Source organism: Nostoc sp. (genome assembly GCF_041747015.1).
Lineage (GTDB): Bacteria > Cyanobacteriota > Cyanobacteriia > Cyanobacteriales > Nostocaceae > Nostoc.
In genome coordinates this window covers 1-5,471 of sequence record NZ_JBGTFY010000247.1, presented here as the reverse complement: position 1 = coordinate 5,471, position 5,471 = coordinate 1, and the positions used below count along the sequence as shown (strand labels likewise).

General features: G+C 41.3%; 5 protein-coding genes and 2 pseudogenes. 3 read left to right on the top strand and 4 right to left on the bottom strand.

Features of this window, described 5'->3' with window-relative positions; genetic code table 11:
* Window positions 1–313: pseudogene (locus tag ACEW80_RS20480) on the top strand (heavy metal transporter); the annotation flags it as partial.
* A gap of 81 nt (window positions 314–394) precedes the next feature.
* Here the strand turns inward: ACEW80_RS20480 and ACEW80_RS20475 are convergent.
* The gene (locus ACEW80_RS20475; RefSeq protein WP_373528354.1) at window positions 395–676 is read right to left on the bottom strand and encodes a hypothetical protein; all 282 of its coding nucleotides are present in this window, start codon (window positions 674–676) and stop codon (window positions 395–397) included.
* Between the two features lie 103 nt (window positions 677–779).
* Window positions 780–1,403 carry a hypothetical protein gene (locus ACEW80_RS20470; RefSeq protein WP_373528353.1) on the bottom strand — a complete coding sequence of 208 codons (624 nt, stop codon included), beginning with the start codon at window positions 1,401–1,403 and terminating at the stop codon, window positions 780–782.
* Window positions 1,404–1,553: 150 nt separating this feature from the next.
* On the opposite strand from ACEW80_RS20470, the gene ACEW80_RS20465 reads away from it, so the two are divergent.
* The gene (locus tag ACEW80_RS20465; RefSeq protein WP_373528352.1) at window positions 1,554–2,237 is read left to right on the top strand and encodes a hypothetical protein; all 684 of its coding nucleotides are present in this window, start codon (window positions 1,554–1,556) and stop codon (window positions 2,235–2,237) included.
* A 110-nt stretch (window positions 2,238–2,347) separates the two neighbouring features.
* On the opposite strand, the gene ACEW80_RS20460 is transcribed toward ACEW80_RS20465, so the two are convergent.
* Window positions 2,348–3,364 carry a tyrosine-type recombinase/integrase gene (locus tag ACEW80_RS20460; protein ID WP_373528351.1) on the bottom strand — a complete coding sequence of 339 codons (1,017 nt, stop codon included), beginning with the start codon at window positions 3,362–3,364 and terminating at the stop codon, window positions 2,348–2,350.
* A gap of 248 nt (window positions 3,365–3,612) precedes the next feature.
* Here ACEW80_RS20460 and ACEW80_RS20455 point away from each other — a divergent pair.
* Window positions 3,613–3,807, top strand: a pseudogene (locus ACEW80_RS20455) (protein adenylyltransferase SelO family protein); the annotation flags it as partial.
* A 147-nt stretch (window positions 3,808–3,954) separates the two neighbouring features.
* Here ACEW80_RS20455 and ACEW80_RS20450 read toward each other — a convergent pair.
* Window positions 3,955–5,471 (bottom strand): DUF4114 domain-containing protein (locus ACEW80_RS20450; protein WP_373528350.1); only part of this gene is annotated, 1,517 nt, incomplete at its 5' end.

Below are 5,471 nucleotides of genomic sequence, written 5' to 3'. Positions count from 1 at the left end.
TGGTGCGTCAAAGCTAGAAAGTGGTGCGGGTATGCCAACTGAGGATCAGGCAGCGATCGCCGCGCCAATTGCATCCGATACTGTTTTGGTAAAAGCTGAGGACGAGAACTTATACTCACTGTTGCAGATTGAAAAAGACGGCGGGGACATCGCAGGGTTTGTTGGTTGTCAAGTTGAAGTGCGATCGCTTAGTGGTGCGGTCAAGTTTGCAGGTGAGATGATTAACTACGACTCCAAGAATGGAATTGTGACTGTGGCAACTGAGCAAGGGAACCGAGATGCAATTTTATGCGAGGCATTTGTAATTGACTAAGGAATATTCTCTATGAACACTACCAGAAAATATTTATTGAGGTTTAGCCGATAAAAAGGGTGGACAATGCCATCCATTAACCTACTCTTTTGCTAGTTCCTCAAATTCTGTGATTGCACTTTGGTACTTCTTCCTATAGGGCGTTGCGATCGCTATTGCTCTCCTGACCCCCTGAGACATTTTTTTCTTTTGGGAGCGCGGCGGGACACCAATTAGATGAGGCGATTTCATTCGCGGCGACAATTTGAAATTCCAAAAATTATGCCAATTGTCGAGAGGCGATCGCCCCTTCGACAAATGCCCAATGCAGTTAAACCAATGTGGAGAGGAGCGTAGCTTTAGTACTACAAAAGGGACTGTCACGATGATGCCCAATACGAGAGTCAGCCCTGACTGGCGCTCACGAGAGATTAAGGTTTTGGGGCGGTTAGGCTATCTTCTTGCACTTTATCAACCTATAACATTCTCAAAAATAATAAATAGGTGGTTGAACTCTAAGATATTCTTTATATATCTTAACCATTTTTTGCACTTTTAACATTTTTTCTCTTATTTCATGTTCTTCATGATTTTCATCCACGATACATATAAAATTTTCAATATCTTCAATAATTAGATTTGATATACTTGCCATCGGCATAAAAATACCGTAATCTTCCATGTGAATTAGTTTATATTTAAAATCAGTGTACTGGCTTAAGTATTTATTCATTAACTTTATTTCGTCTGAAAAAGTTTTATGACAGGCGATAATATAAATATTATCCATTAAAAAACATATAAAATTATTAGACTTGGGGATTAAATATTTTCTTTTGTCAATCAAACCATATGCTGCTATTAATTTCTTTATTAGTTCTTCTTCAATCAAAGAAAAGAATACGCAACAAACCTCTTCTTCATCAGTTTTTAATCTGTGCCGAAAAATTTCATCATCTGTCAAGTTCCGCTTTCTGGTTACTACCTTATAATTTAATTTGTAATAATTGAGTCTATGTAAATAACGCTCTGTTTGTTCTTTGGGAATAAAGTCTAAGAGATAAGTTCCTGATTTTGAAATTCCAAATTTTATATCTCGATTAATACCCATAACATCAATAGCGAAATTGAAAGTAATTGCTTTATTTTTGTCTATGACTATAGGATGCCCAGAATTACTTAATTTCTAACAAACTTTTTATGTTAGTCTGTACAGACCAATATTTAAGGTAGTTGAGGGGCAAAAAACTGACCAATGGGAATGAACGGTTTTGTCTACATCATAGAATCACCATCAAAACATGATCTTCTGCATGGACGAGTAGAAGGTCGCGCACTGAGTGAAGCATTTAACCTAGCCAGGATTCCCTTTTGGTATAGCCTCGCATCCGACAGAGAAATGCTTGCTGAAGCACTTAGCTCTCATCTTGTCGATGCTTGTTCTCACCAACATCCACTGGTTCCTATCCTTCATTTCAGCTTGCATGGAGACGAAAATAATGTAGGTCTTACTAGCGGCGAATCATTATCATGGCACGATCTACGATATTTGCTCCTTCCGCTTAACCGAATGATCCAAGGGGGACTAATTATCTGTATGTCCTCGTGCTTCGGCTACTATGGCTGTCGAATGGCTATGTACAATGACAAAGAACCACCTTTTTATGCTCTTGTGGGGAATACTCATTCTACGACATGGGCAGATTCAGCAGTCGCTTACATCACTTTTTATCACCTGCTCTTCAAGGGATTACCCGTTGAATCATGTGTTGAATCAATGAAGATCGCGTCAGGAGACAATAACTTTGGCTTCGAGTTTGGTCAAAGTATGAAAATCGCGTGGCTTCAGTACATTCAGCAAATCGATGCTAGCGGATTCAGACAAAGTATCCAGCAAGCCGCATCAGAAACTCGAATCATGTTTCTTGGCGATTTTTCTCGATAAAATTCCTATTGCGACTTTTTAAGTCGTATGCAAAAGCTAGGGTTTGAGACTTGTCAGAGTCAAAGTGTTCAATTGCAATCTACTATAATTAGTAAATTTATTAATTTTTCTCACTCCGCATTCTTCAACATTCCCGTTAACAATTCTGACATTTCCCACAAGTCTTTATTCCGATTATCATCATAAATCATCAAGGTTCTGGGGTCAGCATGACGGCTCAACTTCTGCACCTTTCTAATATTGCCATCAGTTGCATCCAGCGCCGCCGTAATCGCCGAATGCCTCACCCTGTGCGGTGACATGGTTTTCTTAACCCCCGCCTTCTTAAAAGCAGTAGCCACTATTTTATAGATGGCATCCGTAGTCAATCTATGCCCGGAATTATGAAAATCTAACGCTGTAAAAATTGGTAAATTAGCATTCAAATCCCCCCGCCCTATTAACCAATCTGCAAGTGCAGCCGCCACATCCTTAGACATATCCAAATATTCTTCATTCGTTCCCTTACCCTTCCCCAAAACTCTCAACTTGCGTCCATAAAAATCAAAGTCCCCTACATTAAGATGGCATATCTCTTGGCGACGCAAAGCCAAACCCCACAGCACCAGAAAAATCGCATAGTTGCGTTTACCAATTAACGTTTCTCTATCAAACTGCTGAATTACAATAGATATCGCCTTACTGTCAACACCCCGCGTATCCCGATAAGCCTTGACCTTCTCCCCTGAAACATCCTCTAGGGAATAGTTGCACACTCCCAACTTCCGCCCCATCTTCGCCAACGACTTAATCGCCGCCAACCGCCGATTGATGGTTGCCTCCCGCAGCCCAGATTTAATCAACATCGCCTTATACTTCAACACCACCATCACCGCTTGCTCTCGCTGCAAGTGCAAAAACTCCAGCACACTATCACCAGTCGGCGGCAATAAAGTCATCTTCAGAAAGAAATCCTTCAAATCCTTTTCATAAGCCCGTCGAGTATTGGGGTTACGCTTATCTGCCAACAACTGGGCCAACACATCTGGATCTTTGTCTAGTTGCGCGTCAAAATATCGAGCGATCGGGGCATCTAAACACGCCTCCAACGCAGACTTGACAATTTCTCCCGAATGTGGATTGGACATAAGTGCTGACTCGCGTTCTTAAAGAATAAGCTCTTGGGCAGGGGGGCAGGGGGGCAGGGGAGCAGGGGAGCAGGGGAGCAGGGGAGATGAAAGACACTAAGAGTCTGTTTTTCTGCCCGGATGTCCGACTGTTTTCTTTATCAGCCAAGGGTTAGGATTGTTAATCATGTTTACTAAACTACCTAGAATCTTATTATAAGTACTGTAAATTTCTCGACCTGTATCAATATCCAAGTAGTTACACTTGATGCATACTCTACCATAAATTTTTGAATGATTTGGAGTGCGATCGCATTCATCTAATTACCCAAACTCTAGCTGTTCACAATCCCAAAACGGTATTATTAAGACTTGTGATTGAATCTATTTGGGAAGCAATTCTTCAGGAAGATAATTGGCAACCTTTTTATGAGTTAATTAAGGCAATTCAATCTAGGAGATAGGCCAATGCGTTTGGGTTAAGACTTGATCCTCCTAAATCCCCCGATAAATTGGGGGACTTTGATTTATTTCCTCCCCTTTTTAAGGAGGTATTTGGAATCAAAGTTACCCTTTTTTAGTCGAGCTACTGAGGTCTTGTCTCAAGATGACTAAATTGTAGTTGTCAAATTAACTTTGATAATCACATCATTGAAATCGCGATCGCCACCACCAGACAAATCCTCAAAGCCAAAGGTGTTACTTGCTAACAGGCGAATGTGATCCGACTTATCAGAATTAGCACCCAAGAATGAGAAATAAACCGCCGGATCATTATTAGAATTGTTATCTAAAAGCGTATCAGCTCTACCATCAACAATAATGAATGGAGCAAAAATCGCACCAGGTTGGAAAGTACCAGTGGAAGTAGCAGTACCTTGATTACTCACACTTAAATCAATACCAGCAACCCGGCCACGCACAGCAGCCTGAGTATAACCAGCCTGTCCCGTAAGAATATCAGCCGTGCCGTCGCCATTGGTATCAATCCCACCATTTTCATCAGTCACCTGATAAAAGCCGACGTAATTGTTGTAAGCGGCTTCTCTGTAAACGTTAAATTCAGCTTGGACTGATTGCTGGACATCTCGCAAATCAATCACTTCTCCTTGGAATTGACCTTGAAGATTTGTACCCAAAGGTAAAGCTTGATTTGTCTGGTTAATTTTCACCACTAGATCATTAAAATCTGTGGCACTATTACCAGAAGCATCCTTCCAAGCTAGAGAGAAACCATTATCACCCAAATCTGTAATTTTTTGGGTTGAGACACTAGAAAACAGTAATTTTCCGATAGAATTAGGATCATTGCGTACAGCATCAACCGTGCCGTCTTGGACTAATAAGAATCTAAAATTTTGACCAGAATTCAATTCCAGCAGACTGCTGAGATTATTAGTATCAAACCCATTAGGGGTATTAGCGATCGCAGATAAAATTACCTTTGACTGTTGTAAAGCAGCCTCGGCATAACCTTCAGCACCAGGAGCAATACCGTTAATCGTACCTTGAGCATCATCAACAGTAAATAAACCCAGCTCATTCACCAGTTTAGAATTGTGTCCAGTGAGTTTGATTTCTAGTCTGACTTTGACATCCTGACCTGTGATGTTAAAGATATCATCATTCGGGTTAGTGAGACGGTTGGGTATTTCGTCATTAACAATAATAGTCAACGCCTTCTCAAAGGTGAGATTACCATCATCAGTCGTGCGGACGCGGATTTTGTAACTAGGCTTAGTTTTAAAGTCTGGAGAATTGTTGATCTTGAGGGTATTGCCATCAATGGTGAAGGCATTATTATCAACATCGTCAATTCCTGAAACTAGGCTGTATGCGAAATTATCATTTTGATCTGGATCGGTGCTGCTGAATGTGCCGATGGCAGTATTGGCTGGTACTTCATCGTTGACGGTGTTGGCACTCAACGCCAAATCTGTTGGGGCATCATTAACGGCAGTCAGATTAATGTCGCGGGTAGCAGGGCTGCTATCGAAGTCGCCATCATTGACGACAAAGCTAATGGTGCGGGCGGTGGTATCGGGGTTGTCGCTGCTGTTTTGATAGGTAACAGATTGTAGTGCAGTTTGATATTCGGCGACGGTGGCATCGCCAGTTAAGGTTAAGA